The following is a 26,430-nucleotide window of genomic DNA, read 5'->3' as shown; positions in this document are numbered from 1 at the left end:
CCAATTGATCGTAGCTCTTTATTTTTGATATATAGCGTGATATTATGCAGTGGACGGTCTAACAAAACAAGATACGGAGTAGGGATTTGATTTGAAAAAAGCAGAGTTCATTACGCAAGATTTATTAAGTAAAATATTTCAACATAATTTTGTTGCTGGTAAATTACCCAATCAACGATTGCTTGCACAACAATATTCTGTTTCTAGAGATACGATTCAGAATGCATTGCGTCAGTTAGAAGATATGGGAATCATTAATTCAGTGCAGGGTGCAGGTATTTATGTTAAGGCAAGTGCATTACAAAATCCATTGATCTATAATTCATTAACCAAGAATCCATACAGCCATATCCAGTCAAAAGTTATCTTCTTACATAAGGTGCATGCTTCTCCAGAAGAAAAAAGAGTTTTCAGTTTAAATTCTGATCAATATATTTGGATATTCCAACGAATTAGAATCGTTAATATGCGAATTGTTCAGATTGAAACATCAAAAATGCCATTTTATCTTTTTCAAGACTTGGATGAATCTGTAATTGAACATTCGATTCAAAAATACGTTCAAGGAACAGAACTGGATATTTCCCACTATATCACGAGCTACACCCCAATCGTTATTGATAAGCACCAAGCAGAATTGTTACAATGTAAGCCACATTTACCGGCGATGAAAATAATAAATCGTTGTTTACTAAAAGATGGAAAACTATATGAATATAGTGAAGTTATTGCAATTGATTACACGGCAACTTATTTAGTACCCTTTAATAAAAAAATACATTCTGAACGGCAGGATGATACTAAAACCCACAGATAAAAAGAGTCTAAACATATTAGTTTAGGCTCTTTTTGAGTTAAGGTGTGACTAGTGTTCCATCAGGAATTCGGCTCTGCGTCCATTCATGTGGTCGATATTCAATCGGATATTGATCAATCAGCGCTTCATTAACATCGACACCGATTCCTGGACGGTCGATAGGATAGAAGAAGCCATCTTTTGCTACTGGTGTATGTGGAAATACTTGTTTGATAGTTTCAGGTACTTCAATGTTTTCTTGGATTGCCGCATTATGCAAATGAATATTCAAATGTACGTTTACGGCAATACCAAGTGGTGTCATATCTGAAGGAGTATGCCAAGCCATTCGAATACCCATAGCGTCACAGAAATGTGCTAATTTGAGTGCTGGTGTAATACCACCGATTTGAGAAACATGAACACGCAGAAAATCAATTTGTTGCTCCTTAATAATTGATTGCCATTCCATTGGATTATTGAAAAGTTCGCCGGTTGCAATCGGAGTAGCACTTTGATTACGTAATTGTTTTAACCATGTATTTTGATTAGGAGCAAATAGATCTTCGATAAAATATGGCTGATATTCTTCAACTTGTTTTGCAAATTGAATTGCTTGATTTGGAAATAGTCGTTCATGAACGTCGTGCAAAATTTCAATTTTATTTCCATAGTGCTCACGTAATTCTTTGAACATCTTGAGGGTAGTTTGCATATATTGGTTTTGATCATAATAGGCACCCACCGATGGGTTAATTGTTGTTTTCATATTTTTAGCGTCGCCGCCATAGAATCCAAGCTGACAGCGAATATGGTTATAACCGAGCTGTCGAATTTCATCGATTTTTTGATACAAGTCAGACATATTATCGGCGACAGCGTGAGTGTAGGCTGGGATTGCATCTCTTGATTGACCACCAAACAATTGGTAAAGTGGCATATTAGCCATTTTGCCTTTAATATCCCACAATGCCATATCTACACCTGAAATAGCATTATTTAAAATCGGACCATTACGCCAATAAGCATTGACCATCATTAAATGCCATAAATCTTCAATTTGGTTGGCATCACGTCCAATTAATAGTGGTTTTAGATATTCATCGATAATGGTTTTAACAGCCAATGGTCGCTGCTGAAACGTAGCACAACCAAAACCTTCATAATGTTGTTCAGTTTGTATTTTAACAATCACTAAGTTATGTCGTGCTGGTTTTAAACCGTAGCATATAACATTCGTAATTTTATTTTCACGCATAGAGTCAGTCTCCTTTTTAAAGTTGATGATTATATTGAACCATCAATGAAAAGCGCTGTCAATTTGGCCTGATGTTTCTTGCTATTTTATATAAAAAGCAGTCCAATTTAGATGATATGTCATTGTAAACCCTGATTAATAGGTATATTTTACGGATTTTTTGATTTTAGGTCGGTTTTTATATTTTAAATTGGTGTGATATATTTTTTAAGTAAGCGAAACCAAAATTAATTTAAAATTTATAGTAAAGGATGTTGATTATGGATAAAGTAACGGTGGTCAAAAAAATAGTTAAAGCCGTTGGCGGAAAAGATAATGTCAATAATGCTTGGCATTGCATGACTAGATTAAGATTTAACTTAAAGGATAAAGATTTAATTAATTTTGATTCAATTAATGATTTGCCAGGAGTAGTAGGCTCACAGTATCAAAATGAACAGTTACAAATTGTGATTGGAACCAATGTGGATGAATATTTTCAGCCATTAGCTCAAGAATTAAATCTTGATTCTGATAATAAACAGGATACATCAACTGAGAAAAAGGGACTTGTATCGTTGTTTATGGACACGGTTTCAGGTGTGTTTGGACCAATTGTACCTGCCATTGCTGGAGCCGGGATGATCAAAGGGTTAATGTCTGGCTTAGTTGCTTTAAAAGTTATTTCCGGTACAACTCAAAGCTATCAAGTAATCGATATGCTTGCCAGTGGTGTTTTCACATTCCTGCCATTTTTCGTTGCCGCATCAGCCGCTAAAATATTCAAAACAAATCAATATTTAGCAATAGCAATTGCCGCAACATTACAGTATCCGACCATGACACAAGCAGTAGCTGATGGTAAAATAACTGCATTTCATCTATTTGGTGTGATTCCAATACCCGTATTTAATTATGCTGGTACGGTTATTCCGATTATCTTCGCAGTTCTAGCCTTAAGTTATATTTACCGTTGGGTTGATAAGCGATTACCGGAAGTGCTACGAACTGTATTCACACCGACTATATCGTTGTTTGTTTCTGGTCTCGTTGCCTTAGCTATTATTGGACCTGCTGGGATTTACTTGGGTAATTGGTTGGCTGATGGTGTAAAATGGTTATTTACAATCTCACCTATCTTAGCTGGAGTTATCGTCGGTGCCATCCGTCCAATTGCAATTTTAACTGGTTTACATCATGCAATGACGCCGATTGCCTTACAAAACTTTGCTAATCAGGGTTATGATATGTTAATGCCGATGATGTTTATGGCGAATATGGCAATTACAGGGGCAACGTTTGCAATCTATTTCAAAACAAAAAATAAAAAAGAAAAATCAATTGTCATCTCTGCCGCGGTTTCTGGGCTATTGGGAATCACCGAACCTGCATTATTTGGTGTTTTAACTAAATACAAAAAAGCGTTTATTGCAGCAACTATTGGTAGCTCTGTTGCGTCTGCGTTTATTAGCTTCTTTGGTGTCAGAATTTACGGTTATATTCTTTCTAGTATTTTTAGTTTACCGGCATATATTGGTAAATATTTCATATATGCAGTATTAGGTATTATTATTGCACTGGTAACGTCATTTACAATCACTTACTTCATTGTTAAGCCAGAAGTAGATTCGGCTGAAGCTAAAACAGCGGGTTCATTGAAATTATCAGCTGTTACCAATGGCCAATTTGTACCACTTCAGGAAGTGAAAGATCAGACCTTTGCTAGTAAAGCATTGGGTGATGGTTATGCAATGTATTCAACTGATGGCGCGATTTTTGCACCAGTTGCAGGAACAATTAAAAGCATTTTTCCAACTAAACATGCGATTGGTATCCAAACTGATAATGGCTATGAAATTCTAATTCACATGGGAATTGATACGGTTGAATTAAACGGAGCACCATTTAATATTCTTGTTGCTGAGAATGACCACGTTGATTCAAATACTCAAATTGCACAGATGAATATCGATGAAATAAAAAAGGCTAACAAAGATGATGTTATCATGGTCATCGTTACCAATATTCCACAAAGTAAAGCACTTAAAGTGAACGTAGATAATACGGATAGCCTTGATTTTTCAAAAGAAATTGGTTATTTGGCTTAAATACCAATTAAATAAAACTGCACTGTAACAGCTAATGATTATTAGATGTTACAGTGCAGTTTTTATGTTACGACTTTAAAAATATTTTAAGTTCCTCACTATTCGGATACCCATCACTGTCACCAGCATTCTGTACTGCCAGTGCGCCAATGGCATTGCCGCGCTGTAACGCGGCTTCAACTGATAGTCCTTCTAGGCGTGCGGAAATGAAACCAACTGCGAAGCCGTCGCCAGCGCCGACAGTGTCGACGACGTGGTCAACCTTAAATGTTGGTACGAAGAAAGTTTCACCGGCTGCGTTTTTAGCGAAAGAACCTTTGGTACCGACTTTAACCACGGCTAATTTGACGCCGCGATTGAGATAGAAATTAGCGATGGTCTCGGGATCATTGCTGCCGAGCAGGATTTTACCTTCGTTAGCGCCGGGCATAACGATATCAGCTTGGAAGGCAAAATGATTGAGGGTATCGATCATGTCATCACGGGAAGCCCACAAAGCGGGGCGTAAATTAGGATCAAAGGAGATCGTTATGCCGTGCTCGTGCGCCTTATTCAGCAGGTATTGCAATGTTTGGCGGCTTTGTGCTGATAAGGCGGCGTAAATACCGGAGAGATGCAAATGTTTTAGCCCAGAAAAGTCGATTTCATCGATGACTTGGGTGTTCATTTGGGCGGCAGCAGAGTTTTTGCGGAAATAAAAAGTTGCTGGATCGCCGCTGGAGACACGTTCTTTGAGCTGGAATCCTGTCCATGCATCTTTGGTCGTGTGGACATAATCTGTGGCAATGTTGTTTTCTTTTAGTGCTTTGGTGATGAATTTGCCAAATGGGTCAACGCCGAGTTGCGTGATGTATTGTGTGGCATGATTCAAACGGGCTAAGCCCACCGCAACATTTAATTCAGCGCCAGCTAGATGTTTTTTAAAATGTGTTGCATCAGTCAATGATTGGTCAAGATCAGTGGCACCAAAAACAACTAGCGGTTCACCGATGGTTAAAAATTCGGGCATAACAGATACTTCCTTTCCTTTTAATTAGTATCGATAAAAAAACGGGTGAAGCCAGCGCACGTAATGTGTTGTGGTTTCACCCGAATTTAGATAGAAGGGAGATAAGATTAACGAACTAGATAGCCACCATCAACGGCTAAGATATGACCGCTGACATAGTCAGAAGCACGGCTAGCCAAGAAGACTGCAACGCCCATTAATTCATGAGGTTCAGCCCAGTGGCCAGCGGGGATACGATCAAGGATTTCCTTGTTACGTGCTTTGTCGGCACGGATTGGTGCTGTGTTGGCAGTCTTAATGTAGCCAGGTGCAATGGCGTTGACCTGGATGTTATAAGCACCAAGTTCACTAGCAAATGACTTCGTTAAGCCGGCAACACCATGCTTGGAAGCAGTGTATGAAGGAATGAACTTGCCGCCTTGGAATGAAAGCATTGAGCCGATATTGATGATCTTACCGGATTTTTGCTTAGCAAATTCTTTAGCAACAGCCATTGACATATGATAAACGGCGTTCAAGTTGATGTTGATAACAGCATCCCAGTCAGCATCTTTTGATTCTAACAATGGGTTACGACGAATCATACCAGCATTGTTGATCAAAATATCGATATGACCAAATGTCTTAATTGCTTGAGCAACGACTTCGTCAGGAACTCCAGCTTTAGTCAAGTCAACGTCAGCAAATTCAACTTTGCGGCCGCGTTTTTCGATTAAGCGACGAGTTTCGTCCCATTCAGCTTTACCGAATGTAGGAATGAAAATGTCAGCGCCAGCTTCAGCAAGGGCAACGGCATAGCCTTGACCTAAACCTGTGTTACCACCAGTGATAACGGCAACTTTGCCAGTTAAATCGAAAAAGTTCATTTTGAATGTATCAAGTGCTTTTTCATTTGCTTTAATTTCTTCGGGTGATTGTGCCATAAATTTTAACTTCCTCTCGAATGTGTTTTTTTTAAGTGGAAACGTGCTAATAAAGGCAGATTATTACGTGTAGCTACGCTAGTCAAACGATCCACTGCGTGTATCTTATTGCCTAGCTAGGCTACACTTCATAATCTAAACGCCTTTTTTAGACACTCTAACGTAGTTCGTGCATGCCTACTTGGTCCATGTCATCGTATGTTTGGTTTTCGCCACACATTGCCCAGATGAAGGCATAGTTGGTTGTACCAACGCCACAATGAATTGACCAGCTTGGGTTAACAACGGCTTGTTCAGGTTCTAAGACGATGTGCTTGCTAGCATTTGGTTCGCCCATGAAATGGAAGACCCGCGTGTCAGGATCACTAAATTCAAAGTACATGTATGTTTCCATACGACGAGCATGAGTATGTGCTGGCATGGTATTCCAAGAATTACCTGGTTCCAAGACCGTGTAACCCATTTGTAATTGACAAGTGTCCATTTGTGAAGCATCAATGTACTTGTAAATTGTCCGTTTGTTCATATGTGCTTGGTCGCCCATTGGCATTGCCAGGGCACTAGCAAATGGTAATTTTTTAGTTGGATAAGTTTTGTGTGCTGGTGTTGAAACAACGTAGAACTTAGCTGGGTTAGCGGCATCGTCAGATTCGAAAACAACGTGTTTAGCGCCCATGCCGACATAATAGCCATCATGAGTAACAATGTTGTCTTTCTTACCATCAATTGTGACAGTACCAGTACCACCAATGTTGAAGAAACCAAGTTCGCGGCGTTGTAAGAAATAGTCAACCCCTAATTGTTTGTCCAATTTGATTTCCAAAGGTTCAGTTGTTGGTGTAACGCCACCAAAGATCATGCGATCGTTGTAAGTATAGGTCAACAAGATATCCCCTGGGTTGAACAACTTCTCCATCAAGAATTCATTGCGTAATTCGTCGGTGTTGTAGTGTTCAATATCCTTAGGACTGTGCGCATAGCGTGTTACCATTTCAAAACTCATTTTGCAGCCTCCTGTTTCTTAATAAGAAATAACGTTTCTTAATTACAAATATAGTATAAAGCATATAAAAAAAAATGCAAGCGTTTTTCACTGGCATTTTTCTATAAAGTATTCAAAATCGCGCTTTGTGTGGCTTGGCCGGCTTGGATAAATTTCCGTAAATCGGCTTGGTCAACCCGATAACTGGGAGCGCTAACGCTGAATGCACCGTAAATTTTGCCACGTTTGATCAGCGGAAAACCGACGCAGATAATGTCGAGCTGATTTTCCGCGTCTTCGATGGCATAACCTTTTTCTTGAATCTCTTTTAGGCTGGCGCGTAGTTTTTTCTGGTCGGTGATCGTATTCGGTGTCAGGGCATGTAACGGTGTTTTGATCAGATAGTTATTCAACTTTTCTTCCGGATAACTGGCCAAAATTGTTTTGCCCATTGAGGAAGAATACATGTTCATTTTACCGCCGACGCGCGACACTAATTTAACGCTAGTCGGACTTTCTAATTTTTCCAATAATGTGATCGTATTATCTTCCACGATACCTAAGTTGATAGTCTCGTTAGTACTGTTGCGTAGCGTAGTTAAGTACGGTTCAGCTACGGTTTTGATGTTAAAGGTCGTTGTCGCTTTATCGGCGTATTCGAGAAAAATTGTGCCAAGGTAATACTGTTTTTCTGAGCCTTCACGCCGTACGTAACCGCAGTAATTCAGTGTCTGCAAAATTTTGAACACGGTTGGCTTAGAAATAGTCACGCCAAGACTGATTTCTTTTAAGGTCGGCGGATTTTCTGCCTTAGCTATAAAATCCATAATTTCTTTTGCTTTTAATAAAACCCCACCATATAACGGGGTGCTAGCTGATTCTGCATTCACAATATCACCTGTTCATTTCTTATTTAGAAACAAGAATACACTAAAATTAGTGGGTTGTCATCTTTGAGTGCAGGAAACTTATGGCGAGAAAATAAGTAACTGGTCAGTATAAGTGGCGAAATTGCTGCGGCGTCAGGTTGAAGGCTTTGCGGAAGCGGATGATCAAGTAGTTAGCACTCTCGAAGCCAGACTGATTGGCGACTTGTTCCAATGATAGTTGCGGTTGATTGACTAACAGCCATTTAGCACGACGTAGGCGAATATCAGTTAAATATTGTAATGGCGTTAGGCCGAAAACTTGTTTGAATTGGCGCGTTAAGTGCTGAATTGAATAGCCGGTCAACTGAGCTAATTCCTGATTCGTAACGGCATAGATGTAGTGTTGCTCTAAAAAAAGTTTCGTTTTTAGCAAGTGCTGCATTTGCGTAGGCGCGTATTGTTCGTGGACGGCGGCCCGCAAGCCCAACAAGAAGCGATAGACAAGCACAGATAGCTCAGTCGGATCACTGGTGTTAGTAATATTAGCGCAGTTTTTTGCGATAAATTGATTTAACACCGGTGGTAAATAATTCAAATTTAAATAGTCAGCCAATGGATCAGGTAATAAATCAGCGCTTTTTTGACCGCCAAAAGTGAGATATTGAGTTTCCCAAGGTTGTGCATTTAGCGGTTGATAGCGATGGGTAACGTGCGGTGCGAGCAGAATGCCTTGATTGGCAGGCAATAAAAATTGACGCTGTTTTAATTGGATAATACCGCAACCAGCCGTTGTTTTAAGCCAGTGAAAATAGGGGTAGCCAGCTGGACGTATAACTTCTTGCTGGGGCCAGTTCATACCAACACTTTCAAGGTAAAGGGGCAAGGTGGTATTCATTTGGGTAAAAACAACACGCATTTATTTGGCCTCCAGCAATATGTTCAGATTGTAATACTTTTGTTTCAAATCCTATGACTATTATACGCTTTCAAACGCTATGCTATAGATGATATTTATTTTAATTTGGAGGTAAGCAAATGGTTAAAACAAATTTCGGGCAGATTTTATTTGGTGGCGATTATAATCCTGAGCAGTGGCCTAAAGAGATTTGGTATCAGGACATGCAGCTGTTGACGGAAGCCAAGATTAACGAAGCAACGATCAATGTCTTTTCTTGGGCGCAAGTGCAACCCAGTGAAGAACGCTATGATTTCACAGTTCTAGATCAAATTATTGATTTATTGGTAAAAAATAAATTTAAAATTATTTTAGCAACGGCCACCGCTGCGTTACCCGCGTGGTTGGCAACACGTTATCCTGATGTTAATCGAACTGACTTTGAAGGGCGCCAGCATCGCTTTAGCAGTCGGCATAACGCTTGTCCGAATAGTCCACATTTTCGTTATTATAGTCATAAATTGGCCGCACAACTGGCCGCTCGTTACGGTAAATTAGCCAATGTTATTTGTTGGCATGTCGCTAACGAATATGGTGGCCAATGTTATTGCGATAATTGTGCTAAGGCTTTTCGCGTTTGGTTGCGGCAGCATTACGCAAGTTTGGCGCAATTAAACCAAGCGTGGAATACCAACTTTTGGAGCCATACGTTTACGGACTGGGATCAAATTGTGCCACCGAATGCGTTAGGCGATGCGATTGGCCAAGAAAAAGCAACACTGGCTGGTTTATCAATTGATTATCGACGCTTTATGTCAGATAGCATTTTGCAGAACTTTAAGGATGAGCGCGATGCAATTCGTCAGTTTGATGCTGCTACACCGATCACAACTAATTTGATGGGTACATTTAAAGACTTGGATTATTTCAAATGGGCGCGGGAAATGGATCTGGTATCGTGGGATAATTATCCAGCTTATAATACACCGTTAAGTTTTACCGCAATGTCGCATGATTTAATGCGTGGGTTAAAAGGTGGTCAGCCGTTTATGCTGATGGAGCAAACACCGTCACAACAAAATTGGCAGCCGTATAATTCGTTGAAAAAGCCTGGCCAAATGCGTGCCCTCAGCTATCAGGCATTAGCGCATGGTGCGGATACGGTTCAGTTTTTCCAATTACGGCAATCACGTGGGGCGACAGAAAAATTTCATGGTGCTGTGATCAGTCATGTTAACACGGACAAAACGCGCGTGTTTCAAGAAACTAAAGCTTTGGGCCAAGAACTGCAGCAATTAGGTGATTGCTTTTTAGGGGCGCGTGTTCCTGCTAAAGTGGCAATTATTTTCGATTGGGATAATTACTGGGCGTTGGAATATGCTAGTGGACCTAATGTGCGCTTAAAGTATGTTGCACAGATTCATCAATATTATGCGGCTTTCTACCGGCGTAATATTGCGGTGGATTTCATTCCAACTGAATTATCTGCAGCAGAATTAAAAAAATACGATTTAGTGGTGGCACCAGTTTTGTACATGTTACATCCAGGTGTTGCTGATAATTTAAAGGCTTACGTCAAAACAGGCGGTCATTTATTGACCACCTTTATGAGTGGAATTGCCGACGAGCACGATAACATTTTCTTTGGCGGTTATCCAGGGCCGCTGCGTGACTTACTAGGTATTTGGGTAGAGGAGTTTGATGCATTACCACCAGAGCAGCAGCAAAGCCTTCATTTTGCCCAAGGACCAACGGGTAGCGGTAGCATGATCTGTGATGTGATGCATCTTGAAGGGGCGCAAGCTTTAGCCACTTATGGTGCTGGTAATTTCTATGCTGATACGCCTGTGATCACTAACAATCGTTATGGTAGCGGCCAAGCTTATTACGTTGGTACACAACTAGACACTAAGAGTCTAGATTATTTAGTCAAAACGATCAGCAATCAATTTAATTGGGAGCAGTTTGCGGCACCAAGTACGGTTGAAATCACGCGGCGCGATCAGACTGACTATGCGTATTATTTTATTTTAAATAACGGGGAACAAGCTGAAAACTTAATTTGGCAAAAAGCTGGGGTTGATCTATTAACGCAGCAAGATATAACACCAGGTGAAATTGATTTGCCAGCCTTTGCAGTGAAAATTATTCGCTGTCAAAAATAGCTTTAGCAGATTAAAAAACAGTAAATTTACGATTTCATTACCAGATGATAATGAGATTGTGGTTAACTGTTTTTTTGCTTGAAAAATGGTTTATAATATAGTAATAACAATCTTAATTGGAAGTAAATTGGACGAATGATTTTACAGCGTTGCCGACTTAAAAAATAACGTAGCATATCAATATAGTCGATACGGTGAGTAGTCCATAAATGAAGGGATTTACTATGGCGACGATTAGTGATATTGCAAAACAGGCGCACGTATCGATTTCCACAGTTTCGCGAGTACTAAATTATGATGATTCGCTAAGTGTCACCGAAGCGACTAAACGAAAAGTTTTTGAAACTGCTGAAGCGCTAAATTACACCAAATATAAAACAAAACAACAAAAACGGCGTAAACAAAAAAGTAACAAGTCTTTTGAAAAAAATATTGCGTTATTTCAATGGCGGCAAGAAGATGAAGAATTCGACGATCTGTATTACATGTCGATTCGTGTTGGTGCTGAGCGTGCGGCACAGCGCATGGGTTACAATCTAATCAAGGCCTCAACTGATTCCGCCTTACTAAAGTCGGTGGCTGGCAGTATCTGTATCGGTAAATTTGATGCACCAACAATCAAACGAATTCTACAGTTAAATGAAAATGCTGTGTTTATTGGTTCAAATTTTCCGTTAAAAAATTTCGACACGATCAACAGCGATTATGAGCAGGCAGCTGAGTTAGCTTTAAAGCATCTGCTAAAATTAGGCCATAAGAAAATTGCTTTTATTGGTGCTGAGGAGCACGATAATTTACATGGCTATCGCCAGTACCGAACGCCAGTCGTTAATACCTACCGGGATCTAATGCGCCATTATCAGTTGTTTGATGAGCGTTATTTTTACGTGAATAATAATGCGCGTCTATCCGTTCAATTAGGCCAGAAATTAACCCATGAAGCCCTACGAAGTTGGGAGAAACGTCTGCCAACGGCTATCTTAGCGGCTAACGATGCCATGGCAATTGGTGTGATCAACGAATTAACGGCCCAAAAGATCACTGTTCCGGCACAGATTTCAGTGATTGGAATCAATGATTTATCCTTTGCCCAGTATCTGAACCCGCCACTAACCACAGTTAAGACATTTACCGAGGAAATGGGTGAGGTGGGCATGATCACCTTGCAGCGGCGGATTGAACGACCATCAATTGCTCAACGGATTGTCCTAAGCACTGAATTGGTTATTCGCCAATCAACGGCAGCACCTAGATTAACAGATTAAACAGAAAAAGGGCCCGCTTTTGCGAGTCCTTTTTAAAATGGGCTTAAATCTTATTTGACGGAACGAATTAAGGCAATCAAGATGGCACCAATTACTTCAAGAATAATCGCGAACACGAAAATCTTTTGGTAACCCCAAGTTGAGACAATGGCGGATGCGGATAAGGCACCAACCATTTGTGACAATGTGTTGGCTAAATTGATCAAGCCTAAATCTTTCCCAGCAGTGTCAGAAGAAGGTAAAACGTCTAGATTCAAGGCGCCATCAACGGAATTATAGATCCCGTTACCGACGGCAGCGATGGCCGCGTATGTGTACATTGCCCAAGGATGAACGATGAACAGTGGGAACAAGGCAGCAAAACCAAGTAAGAAAGTAGCGAACATAACTGGTAATTTAATTCGTTTAGCGCGATCGGCTAATGGTCCGGAGATCAAGGCAAAAATCACACCAATAACTAACATCAAAGTTGAGAAGATTGATACTGATTTACCAGCGTTGTGGCTGTTCAAACCCATGTAATCAGTAAATAAATACAAGGTGTATGTTGTGACAATTGTACTACCAACAACCATGAAGAACTTACCGAATAATGCTAAGTAAAAATCACGGGCACCTTTAGTTGGGAAGAAGAAATACTTTGAGAACGTCTTTTTGTTAATAGCAATTGCTGGTTCAGCCATATTAGATTGTTCTCTTGATAACAGCAAGTGAACGATCCCTAAAATGACGGAGATCAAGGCCATTGCGTAAATACCAAACTTAACGTTACCTAAGAATTGTGCTGCTAAAATTGTGAAGGCTTGCTGTGAAATAGTGAAGCCAACGCCATAGAAAGTTGAAGCTGTACCCCGCCATTTTGGGGCGATTCGGTCGGAAATTTGTGCATAGATTGAAGCCGCAACTGCATTTTCACCAGCAGCACAAATGATCCATAAGAAAATAATCGTTGTTACTGAAGAAATATTAGCGATGATCACCATCATGATCGCCATGACTAGGGTGCCAATAGTGATGTAGGGTTTACGTTTACCCCAACGCGACCGAGTGACATCGGAAAGTGCACCGAAAACCAAGTTGGTAATGGCACCAGTGAAGGTAGCGGCGGCACTGATGATCCCAAAAGCCCAAACTTTATTGGCAGGATCAATTTGACTGAATAATTGTGGAATTAAAGTGTTACGGACGGCAATATTAGGGCCGTACCAAACCATTGGTGCTAAGAACATTGCCCAGGAAAACATCCAGGGTAGCTTTGGCTGTTGTTCGTCGCTAACTTTCGCGTTAACAATTTTTGGTGTTTCTTTTTCATCTTTGGCCAAGAGAATTCACTCCTTAATATAAATAAATACAGAATAAAACGCTTTAAATTATGGCTGACGTCAACCGCATATTGTTGCGGTCGACTAAGAATAAATTAGGATAATTCAGATAAAGTGACTTGTTGTTGCTGCTCGCCAATTTTGATGGTGAGTTGGTCGTTGGTCAACGTGGCTTGGATTGGTGTTGCAACATCGACTTTTTGACTTGGGTCGCCAAGATAAGCGGAAAGCAAGACGTATTGACCTGGCTCCAAATGGCCAGTTAATTGTGGTAACACGGTCTTGGGGTAGTAGAAATTCGTATTTGGTTCTGGCTCACCTAACTCAGCTTTCAAATTATCAGTCAGCGAAATGACACCAGTAGTACCAACTGAACTTTGATAGAAACAACTATTAGCGGTTGAGCTAGTTTGTTGTTGCCCATCAGCAGGTGCGCTAAAGCTGCCTTCTAGAATATTCAGTGGCCGTTTACTGTCGATGATGTGAACACGAATATGCCAAGGGTAAACCGGGATGACGAAACTCTTGATTGAAACGTTGTCCCATGGTTGCCATAAACCGTAAATATAGTTAGCGTGAGTCTTGAAATCTTTGTAGCCAAAAACAGTTTGGTAATTATAGTCAGTTTCGGAAATAGCTAATGTGCTATCGAAAGCGCCTTGCTTAGGTAAGACGTTATCTTTGCGTACACTGAACCCAAAGGTAGTCGAGTAAACGAATTTTTCGTATTTTGAAGCACCGTGTGCATGCTCGTGCGAGTGTTGACCAGCAGTGAAAACTTGTAACTCTTGGCCATCTTTACTGTGGACGAGTAGCATGCGACTATAATCATTTTGTTCGATTTCAGGGAAGGCTGGTGCTTCTTCCTTAGCTTGCCAGAAGGGATCATCATCAGGCAAGGCTAGAACGATAAAATTCTTCATTGCCCAATAAGGTGAACCTGGTGCATTGTAGCCTTCTGCCATATTCAAATTAGCATAGCCGTAACCAATGGACAGGAAACCTTCTGGCGTGAAGATTGGCCGCTGGAACCATTGACGCATATTATTTAGTAATAAATATTTAGCTTGACCAAGGGTGACATCTTGCATATCTAAGCCAGTGAAGGCTGCCACCGCCCAAAAAGAAGACTGGGCAAAGCGGTAAACTTGGCTACGACCAAATGGTAATGCGGTACCATCCTTAACAAACCAATCTTTAAAGGGAGCCGCAAACTTAGCGCCACGTTCGCGGAAACTAGCGATATGCGGATTATCTTTTTCAGGTGATAACTTGCTGAACAAGACACCGTAGTATTGCATGCCCCAAGCAATATAATAGTCAATTTGATTGCGATAACCATCAAAATACCAACCATCATCCAAATAGTAGCTATCAATGTCTTTTAAATCTTTATTGATCTGATCGTTGGGCACAGATAGGCCAACAGTTTCGAAAAATGAATTAACCAAAATACGGAAGAATAACCAGTTGGTTGGTGGGATTGTTTTTTCGTTGATTTGATTCAACCATTGATGAATATTAGTTTGCTGTTGCTGAGTTAATTCAGCCCAGAAAAACTTGCGCGTCAGAATTAAAAACGTTGCCAGCGAACCCATTTCAACAAATAATTGGTCATAATCGTCTAGTTTGCCCCAATAATAAGGGGAAGTTGGATCGGTGCCGGCTAGAATACCAGCAGTGGCTGCCTCATAGTATGCCTTATATTGATGCGCCCGCTCTGGTGTGCTGCACAAAGGGCCTAAACCCCATAAGCTACGGAGAAAGCCTTCAACATCGCGTCGTGGCTCGTCATAAACGGCGCCACTACTGCTAATATGCACATGACCTGGTGTTTTTTCATCAGCCATTAATTGATACATCGGTTCGAGTAAGTCGATCAGTGCTTGGGCATAATCGGCCCGTGTTTTAAGCGGATTTTGTTTAACTCGTTCATTGAAGCGATTCATGATCCCATTGGCCTCCTAACCAAAATGTATTGTAAATACCATTAAGTTGATAAATACCTTCTGTGAAGAAATAATCACCATAAATTAAACCAGTGTCCAAATTAGTTTGTTCTGGCCAATGCCCAGTACCGTGACCAATCAAGGCTTGATCATCAGCTGCGGTGGTCGCATGCTCAAACAATCGTTGCAGTAGTGAGGTGCCAGCTTTAGTGTAAAAGGCTTGCTCTTCTGGTGCGGCTAAGCGTCCAATTAATAAGCAACCACAGGCGGCAATTGCTGCCGCAGAAGAATCTGGATAATCGTATTTTGTCTTAGCGGTGTTAGCAGGGATGCGGAAATCCCAGAGCGGTACAGCAACATCCAAAGTATGCAAAATGAAATAATCTGCTACCTTGGAAGCTGCAGCCAAAAATTCTGGCTTTTTAGTGTAGCTATAGGCAATTGCTAAGCCATAAATTGCCCAAGCACAGCCGCGTGACCAAGAACTCATTTCCGCGAAACCTTGACCACCTAATTTTTCGATGACTTCACCAGTTTCAGAATTAAAATTAACCATGTGGTGCACTGACCCATCATCACGAATAAATTCGCGTAGAATAGTTTCTGCGTGTTGTGTTGCGGCAACAGCAAAGCGGGGATCGCCAGTTTCTTCGCTAGCCCAATAAAGTAAGCTAACATTCATCATGCTGTCGATGATCACAATACCACTAGTATCGGCAGCGCCTTGCCAGCTATTCCAGGCTTCTAAGTATTGTCCAGCACTGTTAAAACGGCCCAGCAATAAAGTTGCCGCTAATAGTGCATTAGTTTTAGCCGTTGAATCGTTAGTTAGGTCATAGCGTGCTAAACTAGTTAGTGTCCACATAAAGCCCATATCGTGGTCGAGTTTAGCTGGATCACGGAGTAATGGATCCATTTGTTTTTCCAACTTTTGTGCTAAATCAGCAACTTTTTGCTGTTTAGTCGCGTGAAAGTTATTCCATAAAATACCTGGCCAAAAACCAGCTGTCCACCACTGCGGTTCGGCTAGTTGATACTTGCCTGCTTTAGTCGCGTGGGGAAAACCAGTACCAATGGCAGTTAAGTTACGTTCTGTTTTTGCCTCAATATAAGTTTTTGCTGCTTGTACCCAATTATCTGCCAAATAACTCACCTTCTTAATTTATTATTCCTGTGCTAGCAATTACTGAACAAAGTAGTACTATTAAGGAGCATTAAATTTAAAACATGGCGCTGTAATTGAAATCGTTTTCCATAGATTAGGTTAAATCTTTTTAGTAAAAAAGTAAAGAAAATTTAGGAAAATAATGTGCTAATTTATAGGTACAAATTATTTTCATAAGCTTATTAAATGGCATAAATAACTGTATTATTGATACATAAAAGTATGCAACGTGAAAATGTTTTTAGTAAAATTATGGTTATAAATAGTTGGCATGATATAATTATATCGGTCATATATAAATCGCTTTCTATAACAAATTAAAGTTTGACCGGAAATGTACATAAGGTACTAAATATACGACGCTAAATAATTAATATTGTGAACTTTTAGGAGGAAATTAATTTGTTAAAAATTCAAATTTTAGACAAAACAGAGCAAGTTAAACAAGGTAAAAATGATTACGAGGACTTTCAACGACCACTGGAAAATAGTGGCGCCGATTTTTGCTATATTGCGACGCAGGATTTTCAATACGCTGATCAAGATATTATCCGCGTAACCACTGATCAACCTAACCAATACTTAATGGTTAAGCTTGATGAAACGTTGGACACGACGTTAGTTTATTTACCGGCCAACCAGTGGGACTATCAAATTGATTTAAGCCAGAATGCGTTTGATGCACGGCCAGATAAAGCATTTTCCAGCAAACGGCATTACTTAAGTGTGCGTCGTGCCACTGCAACAGAACGCAAGTCTTATCGTAATTTAGCCCTAAATCTGCATGACCAAAAAGAGTTTACCGGCGCTTACCCACACGCATCTGCTAATGTGGAAACGCGAAACGACGCCACATTTTTTGCCTGCAACGCAATTGATGGCGTGTTAGCCAGCAACATGCATGGTGAATATCCCTATCAATCATGGGGGATTAATCAGCAGACCGACGCGGCGCTAACCATCGACTTTGGTCGTCCAGTAATGCTGGATCAAGCGGCATTAGTTTTACGCGCTGATTTTCCCCACGACAGTTATTGGCCACAGGTGACCTTGCACTTTTCTGATGACAGTGAAGAAGTGGTTCAATTGGAAAAATCTGGTGAACCCCAGTATTTCCAATTTAAAAAGCGCACGGTGACACAGGTAACGGTACTGAATCTACAGAAGGCGGCTGATGAATCGCCATTTCCAGCACTGGATGAAGTTGAATTTTATGGTGTGAATGCAGAATAGAATGTAGCTATTACGACAGAGTAATAATTTAAAAAGCAACTTATAAAAAAGCTATTGTTGAATTTCGTATTAAGAAATTCAACAATAGCTTTTTTTATTACGAAGTAGTGAACCAAATAACGTTCTGGCTATGTCTGATTGATGTTAATTTGATAATTGGTATATATTTTTCAATCCGATTAAGTTCTAAAATTTTATAAAAAAACGGTTGCATATTAATATTGTAAGTTTTATACTTACAAAATCGTATCTTATTGGGAATCGTCATTTCTTTATAGGAAATAAAATGACCAATAAGGTATGGTGGAGAATTAACGGTTTTTCTGAAAATAGTGACTAAAGACTACGGTTACAGGTTTGTCACTAGCTTTCAATACAAAAATAGGGGGATTCTATTTTATGGGCGTTATTAATTACATCATGTCGCTAGGCGCTAGCGTCATGATGCCAATCATTTTTCTGATTTTTGGACTTTTACTCGGTATGGGGATTGGTAAATCGTTGAAATCTGGGTTATCAGTGGGAGTTGGTTTTGTTGGTTTAAGTGTCATCACCCAGTTGTTAGCAGATAATCTAGGGCCAGCGGTTAATTCGATGGTTAAAATTTACCAACTACATTTACATACGCTGGACATTGGTTGGCCAGCAGCATCAACGGTTGCATTTGGGACTGAAGTTGGTGCAATCATTATTCCGTTGGGCTTAGTGGTCAATGTCATTATGTTGGTCACCAAAACAACCAAAACGTTGAATATTGATTTGTGGAATTATTGGCATTTTGCTTTTGTTGGCTCGATTGTTTCGATTGCGACCAATAGTTTCTGGTGGGGTGCCTTTGCAGCAATTATTATTTTCATTATTACGTTAGTTGCTGCGGATCGTTCGCAGCAAAAGGTTGAGAAATTCTACGGCAAAGACTTAAAAGGCATTTCATTACCGCAAGCGTTCTGCGTGACGTTTATTCCGTTTGCAATTGCGATTAATTGGATTATTGAACGCATTCCAGGGTTAAATAAAATCGATATTGATGCGGATAAACTGAAAAATAAATTTGGTATCTTAGGTGATCCAATTTTTCTCGGTGTGATCATCGGTATTTTATTGGGTGTGTTGGCGAGATATCCAGTTGCCAAAACGTTGCAGTTAAGTATTATTCTTAGTGCGGTTATGGTATTGATTCCGCGGATAACCAGCTTATTTATTGAAGGGTTGAGCCCAATCTCTAAGCGGTCACAAGAATTAATTAGCCGTCGTTTCAAAGGACGAACTTTCAATATTGGGATGACGCCAGCGTTAGTTATCGGCCACCCAGTAACCTTAGTTTGTTCGCTATTGTTAGTACCAACCATTCTATTTTTGTCAGTTATCATTCCTGGTAATCAATTTTTACCCTTAGCCAGTTTGTCTGGTTTGATCTATATTTTCCCGCTAGTTTTACCTTACACTAACGGCAATGTGTTGCGGACCTTTTTAGTTGGGCTGATCACGATGATTTTCGGCGTCTTGTCGGCAACTTCGCTGGCCGGTATTTTTACGTCAGCAGTTAAACTGGTTCAAGGCTCACTGATTCCAGCTGGCACATCGTCTGTTGCCAGTGTTGATTTTGCGGCTAGTCCGTTAGCTTGGGTAATTTATGAAGGCACCGCACATTTAACCGTGCTTGGGCCAATTTTGTTATCGCTAGTAGCGTTAGCGTTAATGTTATACAATCGCGCCCAAATCCTTAAAGCGGAAAAACATGAATTAACCGCAGAAAATACTGCAGCTGATTTGTCGACACATGAAACTAACGCTTAAATCGTACCAGAAATATCTGAATCAAGAAGTTCTGCTTGCTTTTTTGGTCAAAGGGTTATACTTTATTAGGTAGATAGGAAATACTAATTCCTATTTGGAAACGCTGGTTTGCTTGATGTTGGTGAAGTAGCAGTTAAAATTGAGAGGATGAAATCAATGCAACGTGTTGAGAATTTGTTGAAATTAGAAAAAGCTGGGGTTATCGCAGTCGTTCGTGGTGAAACCGCTGAAAAAGCAACTAAAATTGCGGATGCCGTTATCGCTGGTGGCGTTAAGGGGATTGAATTAACATTCACCGTACCCCAGGCAGATAAGGTTATCGCTGATTTAGTTGCTCGTTATGGCGATACTGACGCTGTTATTGGCGCTGGTACAGTCTTAGATGCAACCACTGCTCGTTTGGCGATCATGGCTGGTGCTCAGTTTGTCGTTAGCCCAAGCTTTGATGCAGCAGTTGCTAAAATGTGTAACCTGTATCAAATTCCTTACACACCAGGCTGCATGACGATCACTGAAATGCAAACGGCGCTTGAAGCTGGTGCTGATTTGATCAAATTATTCCCTGGTAGTGTTGCTGGTCCTGGCATGGTTAAGGCCGTTTTGGCACCATTCCCACAATTAAGCATTATGCCAACTGGTGGCGTCAACTTAGAGAACATGCACGAATGGTTCGCGGCTGGCGTTACTGCAGTCGGTGCCGGCAGCAACTTAGTCGGCCCAGCTGATCATGACGACTTTGCTGGCGTTACTGAAAATGCCAAGAAGTACATGGCTGAATTAAAGCGCATCAAAGCTGCAAAATAGAGGTAAATAAAAAGTGTTGGCCGCTAGGGTCAACACTTTTTTTGCGCTAAATTTCAGTGGCATGCACGAGCGTTAGCAGGCACGTGAGGCGATCAACTGGTGCAGTCGCCGAATAATTTGGCCAAATGAGCCCCAGTTGTGTCGCTATTTTTTCACAGGCACGAAGGCTAAGTTGCCGCTGCGTGATTGGCTGGAGGTTGCGCACAACAAAGCTTAATAGTTCTTGACCAGTGAGTGGATCATCCAACCGGATTTGGTCGTCACTAATAGTAGCTGGATCGATTAGTTGTGCATCGATTGCCGCCTGCACGTAAGCGGCATCCCATTCGTAGCGGTAAACATCTGCATATTGGCCTTGGTAATCATTTTGGACAAACGGTTTGGCCACAGCAGCTAGTAAATATAAAAATTGGCCGCGGGGCATATTGGCGTAGGGATGCAGATAACGAACACAGGGATCAATTAGGTGTAGGCGTAGTGCAACCTGCAATTCTTTTTGAATTGTGGCTGGTAAAAACTTAGTGTCGCTGTAGCCAAGCACGGGCTGCTTACTGATGGGTTGTTCATTGGCAAAGTGTTTTTCAGTTGGCAGTGTTGCTTGTAACGTGATTGGCTTGGGGGCAGTGGTTATGTAATTAGCGAGTGGTGCAATTTTTTGTTGGGTAATTAATTGGACTAGCCAGTTAGCGGCTAATGCGGCGCCGTAATCATTAGTATGAGCGGCGTCATTGAAGTATTGCGTTAAATCAACTTTCTCCTGTAACGTGCAGAGCTGTTCAAAAGAAAACTGATGTAAATCAATTACTGGAACGTCCAATTCTTGGCCTAGCCGTAACTCGGCTTGCGCGTATTCAGCGAGTAAATCATACTTACCGTTAGCGTCTTGTTTTGGAATGCGACTTAATGAAGTGACTAAAATTGGCGTAGCGCCTTTTGCACGGACGTCCTTAATAAAGCGCCGTAAATTAGTCGAGAAGCCACCATAAGCAGATAAATAGCGGCGTTTTTGGTCGTTGTGGCCAAAATGGAATAGAACGATATCTTGTGGTTGCAACGCTTGTTCGATCAATTGCCAATGACCATCGTCACGGAAGCAAGCTGTCGTCATACCATTGTGTGCTTGGTTATCGATTGCTAAATCAAAATAGGGTGCCAACATTTGCCCCCAGCCGCAGCCATTACTTTGACCAGCATAAGGTAATTTGGCTTCATTATCGGCTACGATCGAATCGCCAGCTAAATATAGCGTCGGCACAGCGGCTTCTTTGATGGAAATAGCACTTAGTGTGGCGTTGCTGGTTAAGCCAAGCACAGAAATGTACATGGTATTGTCGCTAATTGGTGCGGTACCGACGGCTTGATAATAGCTGCCCACGTGTGCATAAAACTCAATGGTTAGTTGCTGGTGTGCAGCTATATGGAGGTGTTCGCGAACTAATTGACGACGACCATAGTACAGATTAAGACTGTTGAGTGCCGTTGCGCCAGCTTGAATAGTTACAGCGATTTGATAGTTACCCGCTTCTGGTACGCAAATGCCGAAGCACAATGGGAGGTGACTTTTGGCCAAACTAACCCCGTTATCGTGTTGCTGTGGTTGCAAGTCTGGGGTCAGTTTTTTATTAGCGATCCAACCACCATTGCCAGGGAATACGTTAACTTCTTGCGGTGAGCTAGGTGGAACAAAACCATATTGTGTGGCTGCGGAGTAGACGGCAGTAGCAGCAACATGGGTACCGTCATTTTCCGTCGTGTTGAATAAAAATTTTTGATAGAACATAGTAGCCTCCATTTCAATAAATACACAGCGCTTACAAGCCTATTTAAAGCCATAACTGCCGCTGCCGGCAATATATTTTATGCGTCAATTGGGTATTAGATATACAGATACACTAGAATTGCTTGCGAAATCGCACACATTAGCAAATAATAGTTATGAAGCGTTTTATAAATGAGAGGAAGTTATCCGATGAATTCATTGAACCAACCATTAACATTAAATAATGGGGTTGTTTTATCTGATCGCGTAGTGATGGCACCGATGACGACGAAAGGCGCTAACTGGGATGGCGTTATTGATCAAAATGATACGCGTTACTTTACGCGCCGTGCCGGAGCGGCTGGATTGCTGATCACTGGCGCCACGGCGGTTAGTGAGCTTGGCGAAAAGTTTCCGTACCAACAATCGCTATATGACGACCATTTTATCCCTGGCTTAGCGGCCGAAGCCAAAGCCATGAAAGCACACGGTAATAAAGCAGTTGTGCAACTATATCATGCAGGGGTCAACGCACAAGTTTCTTTTGAAAAATTGCACAAAGTAGTGGGACCAAGCGCAGTGGCGTTCCATCAGGTTGCTGGGGCGGTAACTGAATTAACTGAAGACGAAGTTTGGCAAGTGGTCGCTCAATTTGGTGCAGCAGCTAAACGGGCATTAGCAGCTGGGTTCGATGGCGTTGAAATTCATGGCGCTTTTGGTCATTTGTTGCAACAATTCTTCTCGCCATATTCCAATAAGCGGACGGATTATTGGGGTGGGACGCTGGCTAAACGGATGCGTTTCCCATTGGAAGTAGTTAAAAGCGTACAAGCGGCAGTTGCGAACAAGCCTGATTTTATTATCGGTTACCGTATCACCTCAACTGAAAAACATACAGATGGTGCAGGTTACGACATTGATGAAACCTTGCAGTTGATCGACCAATTAGCTGAAACTGGGATCAATTATATTCACGCCACTGAACCTGATTTTAATCAGCAGATCAAGGCGCAAATCAACGGGCGGACGGCTTTTATCACTATCGCCCACAGCACCAGTGTGGCCGAAGCGGACGCAGCTTTGGCCAATGCTGACCTGGTAGCGATGGCCCGTGAGTTGATTGCTGAGCCTGACTTTGCGGACAAATTAGCCCATGACCAAGACGTGGAGACGGCGATCACCTCTGCGCAACAAGCCAGCGATTTGGCGTTGCCACCACGGATGGTAACTTGGTTAATTGGCCCTGATGGCGGTGGCTTAGTGCCTGCAGGTAAAAAATACTTAGTTGATATTGCTAAATAGCAAAATGGTCAGCATGATTTTATAAGATCATGCTGACCATTTTTTCTATTTACCAAAACCATAGAAATTTTGTTTTTGGAGACTAGGTTTAATATCCTGGGCACTTTTCCAGTTTGAAAAGTAATCTGGATATTTCTCATGAATCGAGATAGTATCTTCCGCAAATTTAGAGATATGAACGTAGATATTAAATGAGGCAGCATCTGCGTCACCGCTTTTAATTGAATCAAGAATTTTTTGATGTTCGTTAAGAGTTGGATCAATGCGAATATTTGATAATATTTTTAATTGTCGGATACGATTTTGATCGAGTGATACTTGAGCCATTGCTTGTTCAATATACAGCATATTTGCAGCATTATAGATGATATGATGAAAATTATTGTCGTATTCAAAGTATTTTTCGTAGAGATTATGTTCTAATGCTTTACGCTGATTATAGATGTTTTGTTCTAGTAGAAAGGCAACTTTATTTCGGTCATTCAATCCGCAAACCTGTTGTATTGCAGCTTGTTCAAGTAGATTTCGCATATAAAAAGATTCGTATACTCTATTAATATTAATTAATGAAACGTAAGATCCGCGCTGTGGTAGTACTTCTAACAAGCCATTTTCAGCCAATTTTGTACATGCGCGTTGAATAGGCGTACGGCTTATTCCTAAATTTTTTGATAATTGAGTTGGGCTAACACTAGTGCCAGGAGCCAAATCGATGGAAATAATTTTGTTATATAAAACTTCATAAGCGTAATCACTAGCTAAACCTTTGATAGCTTTAAGATTATCTGCCATTTTGTTCACTTCCCAAGTTTCATTATGAAATAAATTTTAATTTATAGTTATAATTCGCAAAGAAGATTATTAATGTGAATCACTAAAGTATCAATTTCATATTCTCTAATATAATAACATTAAATCATTGGTAATTATAATACAGTCTATTGGTACTATTGAAGAAAATTTCTAAATGAACGTATCAAACATGACCGCAGTAAAGATTAGCTGTAGATAGAACAAAAAAATAACATTTACTAGTCTACTATCCTTAAGTGAACGGTTTTATACCTCCCGTAAATTAAATAAAATATGAAGATAAATAGGATGGAAAATGTGGAAATTGATTTGACAGCGATTTCATTAAATGCTAAATTAACGGTGTTGGCGAATACTAGCATGCTAGTATTCAATATTAACATAACATTGGAGGACGAGCTAATGATTAGCATTAAAGATGATTATGTACAGTCTGCTCAGCAATTTGCAGCAGCTGGCGTTACTGTTCCAAAATATCAACAAGCAGACATTGTAGCTAATACTATCAAAAAACCAATTTGGGTGCATTTTGGTGGTGGTAACTTATTCAGATGTTTCCACGCTGCAATTGCACAAAAGTTATTAAATAAGGGCGAACTAACTAGTGGCATTATTGTGGCCGAAACATATGATGAGCAAGTAATAGATGAAATCTATAAACCTTATGCTAATAGAATGCTACAAGTGATCATGAAAAGTGATAATACGTATCAACAAACATTGCTAGCAAGTGTAGCAGACAGCATTTATTACAATAAAGAGAATTTAGCAGGATGGCAAAAGTTAAAATCAATTTTTGAAAATCCCAATCTGCAGTTTGTGACAATGTCAATTACTGAAAAGGGTTATGCGTTAACTGATATTGATGGGCACTTGACCACTCAGGCAGAATCAGATATTAATAATAATCCAGAATTAGCAAGTACGAATATGGGCGCAATTGCTCGATTGTTATTGGCTAGGTATAAGGCTAATGCTGCACCAATTGCAATGGTGAGTACAGATAATTTTTCAGAAAATGGTCAACGTTTTGAAGATGCAATTTTAACTATAGCTAAAGGCTGGAAGAAAAATGATTTAGTTTCGAATGGGTTTATTGACTATTTAGAAGATCCTAAACAAGTTAGTTTTCCTTGGTCAATGATTGATCGAATTACACCCAATCCTTCTGAAACGGTTGCTAAAATTTTAGTAGATAAAGGTGTTGCGGATACCACTATTCTACACACTAGAAAGCATACTAATATAGCACCGTTTGGTAATACTGAAGAAGTTCACTATTTAGTTATCGAAGATTCATTTCCTAATGGCCGTCCTAACTTAGAGGATGCTGGAGTGATTTTGACCGATCGTGAAACAGTTAATGATGCTGATCAAATGAAAGTAACCGCATGTTTAAATCCATTGCATACGTCATTAGCAATTTTTGGTTGTTTGTTAGGATATGATTCAATTGCTGCAGAAGTAGCTAATCCTGATTTGGTTAAATTAATTCGCGGACTAGGTTTTGATGAGGACCTACCTGTAGTTAGAGATCCTAAGATTATCAATCCAACACAATTCATTAATGAATTATTAGATAAGCGTCTACCAAACAAGAATATTCCTGATACACCGCAGAGAATTGCAAGTGATACTTCACAAAAAATTTCAATTCGATATGGTGTAACGATACAGCATTATCTGAATGACCCAACGAAAAATGTTAAAGATTTGAAATACATTCCTTTTATTTTAGCTGGTTGGTGCCGTTATCTATTAGCAGTTGACGATCAAGGTAATGATTTTACTCCTAGTCCAGATCCACTTCTAAAGCAGTTGCAAAACAATTTACGTTCAATCAAATTGGGAGTACAAGATAAAGTCTTAATTCATGAAGCACTACAACCAATCTTAAGTAATAAACAAATCTTTGCTCATGATTTATATGCGATTGGGTTGGGGGATGAAGTAGAGGCTCTATTTAGACAATTAAATGTAGGACCAGGTTCAGTAGCTAGCGCGTTAGCTGAACTATAAGTAGAGAGGAAGAATATC

Annotated in this window: 20 protein-coding genes; 9 read left to right on the top strand and 11 right to left on the bottom strand. The window is 40.4% G+C overall.

The features are described 5' to 3' along the window. The first annotated feature begins 91 nt into the window (after positions 1 to 91). Entirely contained in the window at positions 92 to 817 is a 726-nt protein-coding gene (locus EKM80_RS01880) for a GntR family transcriptional regulator (protein WP_125551423.1), read from the top strand. A gap of 37 nt (positions 818 to 854) precedes the next feature. Here EKM80_RS01880 and EKM80_RS01875 read toward each other — a convergent pair whose 3' ends face one another. After that, on the bottom strand, positions 855 to 2,054 hold the full coding sequence (locus EKM80_RS01875; protein WP_125551422.1) for an enolase C-terminal domain-like protein: 1,200 nt from the start codon (positions 2,052 to 2,054) through the stop codon (positions 855 to 857). 260 nt (positions 2,055 to 2,314) lie between these two features. Here EKM80_RS01875 and EKM80_RS01870 point away from each other — a divergent pair, with 260 nt between their 5' ends. After that, positions 2,315 to 4,141 (top strand): glucose PTS transporter subunit IIA, encoded by a 1,827-nt coding sequence (locus tag EKM80_RS01870; protein ID WP_125551421.1) that lies wholly within the window; start codon positions 2,315 to 2,317, stop codon positions 4,139 to 4,141. A gap of 67 nt (positions 4,142 to 4,208) precedes the next feature. Here the strand turns inward: EKM80_RS01870 and EKM80_RS01865 are convergent, their stop codons facing one another. From EKM80_RS01865 to EKM80_RS01845, 5 genes are all read right to left on the bottom strand, one after another. Further along, the gene (locus EKM80_RS01865) at positions 4,209 to 5,150 is read right to left on the bottom strand and encodes a sugar kinase (protein WP_125551420.1); all 942 of its coding nucleotides are present in this window, start codon (positions 5,148 to 5,150) and stop codon (positions 4,209 to 4,211) included. Positions 5,151 to 5,257: 107 nt separating this feature from the next. Then, complete coding sequence (gene kduD, locus EKM80_RS01860; protein ID WP_125551419.1) at positions 5,258 to 6,073, bottom strand: 2-dehydro-3-deoxy-D-gluconate 5-dehydrogenase KduD; 816 nt, start codon at positions 6,071 to 6,073, stop codon at positions 5,258 to 5,260. Positions 6,074 to 6,230: 157 nt separating this feature from the next. After that, complete coding sequence (gene kduI, locus EKM80_RS01855) at positions 6,231 to 7,076, bottom strand: 5-dehydro-4-deoxy-D-glucuronate isomerase (RefSeq protein WP_125551418.1); 846 nt, start codon at positions 7,074 to 7,076, stop codon at positions 6,231 to 6,233. A gap of 101 nt (positions 7,077 to 7,177) precedes the next feature. Then, on the bottom strand, positions 7,178 to 7,945 hold the full coding sequence (locus tag EKM80_RS01850) for an IclR family transcriptional regulator (RefSeq protein ID WP_125551417.1): 768 nt from the start codon (positions 7,943 to 7,945) through the stop codon (positions 7,178 to 7,180). A gap of 103 nt (positions 7,946 to 8,048) precedes the next feature. Continuing rightward, complete coding sequence (locus tag EKM80_RS01845; protein ID WP_125551416.1) at positions 8,049 to 8,840, bottom strand: AraC family transcriptional regulator; 792 nt, start codon at positions 8,838 to 8,840, stop codon at positions 8,049 to 8,051. Positions 8,841 to 8,959: 119 nt separating this feature from the next. On the opposite strand from EKM80_RS01845, the gene EKM80_RS01840 reads away from it, so the two are divergent. Together EKM80_RS01840 and EKM80_RS01835 are read left to right on the top strand one after the other, a co-directional pair. Beyond that, the gene (locus tag EKM80_RS01840; RefSeq protein ID WP_125551415.1) at positions 8,960 to 10,984 is read left to right on the top strand and encodes a beta-galactosidase; all 2,025 of its coding nucleotides are present in this window, start codon (positions 8,960 to 8,962) and stop codon (positions 10,982 to 10,984) included. Between the two features lie 224 nt (positions 10,985 to 11,208). Next, complete coding sequence (locus tag EKM80_RS01835; RefSeq protein WP_125551414.1) at positions 11,209 to 12,249, top strand: LacI family DNA-binding transcriptional regulator; 1,041 nt, start codon at positions 11,209 to 11,211, stop codon at positions 12,247 to 12,249. A 50-nt stretch (positions 12,250 to 12,299) separates the two neighbouring features. Here EKM80_RS01835 and EKM80_RS01830 read toward each other — a convergent pair whose 3' ends face one another. The 3 genes from EKM80_RS01830 to EKM80_RS01820 form a co-directional block, all read right to left on the bottom strand. After that, positions 12,300 to 13,571 (bottom strand): MFS transporter, encoded by a 1,272-nt coding sequence (locus tag EKM80_RS01830; RefSeq protein WP_225418781.1) that lies wholly within the window; start codon positions 13,569 to 13,571, stop codon positions 12,300 to 12,302. Positions 13,572 to 13,666: 95 nt separating this feature from the next. Then, on the bottom strand, positions 13,667 to 15,520 hold the full coding sequence (locus EKM80_RS01825) for a DUF2264 domain-containing protein (protein ID WP_125551413.1): 1,854 nt from the start codon (positions 15,518 to 15,520) through the stop codon (positions 13,667 to 13,669). Beyond that, positions 15,504 to 16,664, bottom strand: a complete 1,161-nt coding sequence (locus tag EKM80_RS01820; protein WP_125551412.1) for a glycoside hydrolase family 88 protein — start codon at positions 16,662 to 16,664, stop codon at positions 15,504 to 15,506. Before EKM80_RS01820 ends, EKM80_RS01825 begins: the two co-directional genes overlap by 17 nt. Positions 16,665 to 17,081: 417 nt before the next feature. Here EKM80_RS01820 and EKM80_RS01815 point away from each other — a divergent pair, with 417 nt between their 5' ends. The 3 genes from EKM80_RS01815 to EKM80_RS01805 all read left to right on the top strand — a co-directional run bounded on the left by EKM80_RS01815 (position 17,082) and on the right by EKM80_RS01805 (position 20,519). Then, the gene (locus EKM80_RS01815) at positions 17,082 to 17,918 is read left to right on the top strand and encodes a hypothetical protein (protein WP_125551411.1); all 837 of its coding nucleotides are present in this window, start codon (positions 17,082 to 17,084) and stop codon (positions 17,916 to 17,918) included. A 399-nt stretch (positions 17,919 to 18,317) separates the two neighbouring features. Next, positions 18,318 to 19,715 carry a PTS galactitol transporter subunit IIC gene (locus EKM80_RS01810; protein ID WP_125551410.1) on the top strand — a complete coding sequence of 466 codons (1,398 nt, stop codon included), beginning with the start codon at positions 18,318 to 18,320 and terminating at the stop codon, positions 19,713 to 19,715. A gap of 156 nt (positions 19,716 to 19,871) precedes the next feature. Further along, positions 19,872 to 20,519: a bifunctional 4-hydroxy-2-oxoglutarate aldolase/2-dehydro-3-deoxy-phosphogluconate aldolase gene (locus EKM80_RS01805; RefSeq protein ID WP_125551409.1), complete on the top strand. Its 648-nt coding sequence runs from the start codon at positions 19,872 to 19,874 to the stop codon at positions 20,517 to 20,519. Positions 20,520 to 20,565: 46 nt separating this feature from the next. On the opposite strand, the gene EKM80_RS01800 is transcribed toward EKM80_RS01805, so the two are convergent. Beyond that, complete coding sequence (locus EKM80_RS01800) at positions 20,566 to 22,299, bottom strand: rhamnogalacturonan acetylesterase (protein ID WP_164509482.1); 1,734 nt, start codon at positions 22,297 to 22,299, stop codon at positions 20,566 to 20,568. A 189-nt stretch (positions 22,300 to 22,488) separates the two neighbouring features. Here EKM80_RS01800 and EKM80_RS01795 point away from each other — a divergent pair, with 189 nt between their 5' ends. Then, a complete protein-coding gene (locus tag EKM80_RS01795) occupies positions 22,489 to 23,580 on the top strand; it encodes an oxidoreductase (RefSeq protein WP_164509481.1) in 1,092 nt (363 codons plus the stop codon). Positions 23,581 to 23,625: 45 nt separating this feature from the next. Here the strand turns inward: EKM80_RS01795 and EKM80_RS01790 are convergent, their stop codons facing one another. Next, entirely contained in the window at positions 23,626 to 24,372 is a 747-nt protein-coding gene (locus EKM80_RS01790) for a GntR family transcriptional regulator (RefSeq protein ID WP_125551406.1), read from the bottom strand. Positions 24,373 to 24,795: 423 nt separating this feature from the next. On the opposite strand from EKM80_RS01790, the gene EKM80_RS01785 reads away from it, so the two are divergent. Then, on the top strand, positions 24,796 to 26,412 hold the full coding sequence (locus tag EKM80_RS01785; protein ID WP_125551441.1) for a mannitol dehydrogenase family protein: 1,617 nt from the start codon (positions 24,796 to 24,798) through the stop codon (positions 26,410 to 26,412). The last annotated feature ends 18 nt before the right edge of the window (positions 26,413 to 26,430 follow it).

This window comes from Loigolactobacillus jiayinensis (assembly GCF_003946445.1).
In the GTDB taxonomy this organism is placed as follows: Bacteria; Bacillota; Bacilli; order Lactobacillales; family Lactobacillaceae; genus Loigolactobacillus; species Loigolactobacillus jiayinensis.
The sequence above is the reverse complement of the archived record's forward strand: the minus strand, read 5'-3'. Positions and strand labels throughout refer to the sequence as shown.

Coding starts and splice junctions, on each gene's coding strand:
- EKM80_RS01875 (WP_125551422.1), bottom strand. CDS start 2,054: ATGCGTGAAAATAAAATTACGAATGTTATATGCTACGGTTTAAAACCA.
- EKM80_RS01870 (WP_125551421.1), top strand. CDS start 2,315: ATGGATAAAGTAACGGTGGTCAAAAAAATAGTTAAAGCCGTTGGCGGA.
- EKM80_RS01865 (WP_125551420.1), bottom strand. CDS start 5,150: ATGCCCGAATTTTTAACCATCGGTGAACCGCTAGTTGTTTTTGGTGCC.
- kduD (WP_125551419.1), bottom strand. CDS start 6,073: ATGGCACAATCACCCGAAGAAATTAAAGCAAATGAAAAAGCACTTGAT.
- kduI (WP_125551418.1), bottom strand. CDS start 7,076: ATGAGTTTTGAAATGGTAACACGCTATGCGCACAGTCCTAAGGATATT.
- EKM80_RS01845 (WP_125551416.1), bottom strand. CDS start 8,840: ATGCGTGTTGTTTTTACCCAAATGAATACCACCTTGCCCCTTTACCTT.
- EKM80_RS01840 (WP_125551415.1), top strand. CDS start 8,960: ATGGTTAAAACAAATTTCGGGCAGATTTTATTTGGTGGCGATTATAAT.
- EKM80_RS01835 (WP_125551414.1), top strand. CDS start 11,209: ATGGCGACGATTAGTGATATTGCAAAACAGGCGCACGTATCGATTTCC.
- EKM80_RS01825 (WP_125551413.1), bottom strand. CDS start 15,520: ATGAATCGCTTCAATGAACGAGTTAAACAAAATCCGCTTAAAACACGG.
- EKM80_RS01810 (WP_125551410.1), top strand. CDS start 18,318: ATGGGCGTTATTAATTACATCATGTCGCTAGGCGCTAGCGTCATGATG.
- EKM80_RS01805 (WP_125551409.1), top strand. CDS start 19,872: ATGCAACGTGTTGAGAATTTGTTGAAATTAGAAAAAGCTGGGGTTATC.
- EKM80_RS01800 (WP_164509482.1), bottom strand. CDS start 22,299: ATGTTCTATCAAAAATTTTTATTCAACACGACGGAAAATGACGGTACC.
- EKM80_RS01795 (WP_164509481.1), top strand. CDS start 22,489: ATGAATTCATTGAACCAACCATTAACATTAAATAATGGGGTTGTTTTA.
- EKM80_RS01790 (WP_125551406.1), bottom strand. CDS start 24,372: ATGGCAGATAATCTTAAAGCTATCAAAGGTTTAGCTAGTGATTACGCT.
- EKM80_RS01785 (WP_125551441.1), top strand. CDS start 24,796: ATGATTAGCATTAAAGATGATTATGTACAGTCTGCTCAGCAATTTGCA.